The following is a 1862-nucleotide window of genomic DNA, read 5'->3' on the forward strand; positions in this document are numbered from 1 at the left end:
CCGCTGACGAACTGGCGCTGGAGCACGAAGTACACGATCAGGGTGGGGATCGCGGTGAGCAGGGCGCCGGCGGCGACCAGGTTGGGGTCGGTGAAGTACTGGCCGGAGAGGTTGTTCAGGGCGGAGGTGATGGGCATGTTCTCGCCGGTGGAGATCAGCACGATTGCCCAGAAGAAGTCGTTGTAGATCCAGATGGACAGCAGGGTGCCCAGGGCGGCCATCGCGGGCTTGCACAGCGGCAACACGATCTGCCAGTACATCCGCCACACGGAGGCGCCGTCGACCAGGGCGGCCTCGGTGAGCTCGTGGGGCAGCATGCGCATGTAGTTGGACAGGACGAAGGCGCAGAACCCGGACTGGAACGCCACGTGGATCAGGACCAGGCCGAGAGCGGAGTCGTACAGCTTGCCGCTCATGGTGATGCCGGGCAGGTCGATGAGCAGGTACATGCGGTACAGCGGAGTGATGATGACCTGCTGCGGCAGCAGGTTGCCGGCGGTGAAGACCAGCAGCAGGAAGATGTTCAGCCGGAAGTCGAAGCGGGAGACGTAGAACGCGACCATCGACGACAGCAGCAGGGTGACGAGCACCGCCGGGACCGCGATGAGCAGCGTGTTCCCGAAGTAGTGCATCATGTCGGACTGCTCGAACGCGTTTTTGAAGTTGTCGAAGTTCAGCTTGTCCGGCCACGAGACGTAGCCCTTGGTGCTGGTCTCGCTGTAGGGGCGCAGGGCCGCGAAGATCGCCCACAGCAGCGGGGCGAGCCAGGCCAGCGAGGTGCCGATCAGGAAGACGTGGAGCAGGATCCGGGCGGGGCGCAGGGGGGTGCGCTGCTTGGCGCCGAGCGCGACGGTGGGGGTGCTCATGCGCTGCGCTCCTTGCGGAAGGTCGAGATCAGATACGGGATGATCACGACGAGGGAGATGACGAGCAGGACCACCGCGATCGCCGAGCCGTAACCGATCCGGCTGGACTCGCCGATGATGTTGTTGGTGATCAGGATCGACAGCAGCTCGGTGCCCTGGGCGCCCTTGTTGAAGACGAAGACCAGGTCGAAGGCGCGCAGCGCCTCGATGATGGTGACGACCAGGACGACGGTGTTGGTCGGGCGCAGGGTCGGGAAGATGACGTTCTTGAACGTCTGCCACTCGTTCGCGCCGTCCAGCGAGGACGCCTCCCGCAGCGAGGGGTCCACTCCCTTGAGGCCGGCCAGGTAGAGGATCATCATGTAGCCGGTGTGCCGCCAGGACGCGGCGATCAGCACCGCCCACAGGTTGAGCTTCGGATCGCCGATCCAGTCGATGTAGTGGCCGGGCTTGTTGGCCCCGATCAGGCTGTTGATCAGGCCGGTGTCCGGGTTGTAGACCAGCTGCCACACGAAGCCGGTCACGGCCAGCGAGACCACGACCGGCAGGAAGAACGCCGTCTGGTAGACCCGGGAGAAACGGATCTTCTTGTCCAGCTGGACGGCCAGGAACAGGCCGAACGGCGTCGGGACCAGGATGAGCACGACGAACCAGATGACGTTGTGCTGGACGGCGGGCCAGAACTGCGGGTTGTCGTTGAACAGCTGCTGGAAGTTGTCCAGCCCGACCCACTTGATGGAGTCGAAGCCGATGCCGTCCCAGCTGGTGAAGGCCAGCGCGATCGACGCCAGCGCGGTGACCCAGACCAGGGCCACGTGCAGGACCGTGGGCACGCCGGCCATGAAGCCGAGCGTGATGCGGTCACGGCGGGTCAGCAGGCGCTTGTGCCCCCGCGGGACCCGCTTGTTGACAGGGGCAGGGCCCGAAGGCGGCACGGCGGCCGCCTCCGGGCTCTTCATGTTCGTGTCGGTAGTCATTTAGCCGCTCAGCTCAGGA

2 protein-coding genes are annotated in these 1862 nt (G+C 65.1%); both read right to left on the reverse strand.

The annotated features are described in order from the left end of the window. Positions 1 to 866: carbohydrate ABC transporter permease (locus tag AQJ46_RS51175; protein WP_059212215.1), on the reverse strand; the 866-nt coding region annotated here is incomplete at its 3' end. Further along, positions 863 to 1843, reverse strand: a complete 981-nt coding sequence (locus AQJ46_RS51180; RefSeq protein WP_059212216.1) for a carbohydrate ABC transporter permease — start codon at positions 1841 to 1843, stop codon at positions 863 to 865. The genes AQJ46_RS51175 and AQJ46_RS51180, both read right to left, overlap by 4 nt. Between the last annotated feature and the right edge of the window lie 19 nt (positions 1844 to 1862).

This window comes from Streptomyces canus, assembly GCF_001514145.1.
GTDB lineage: Bacteria > Actinomycetota > Actinomycetes > Streptomycetales > Streptomycetaceae > Streptomyces > Streptomyces canus.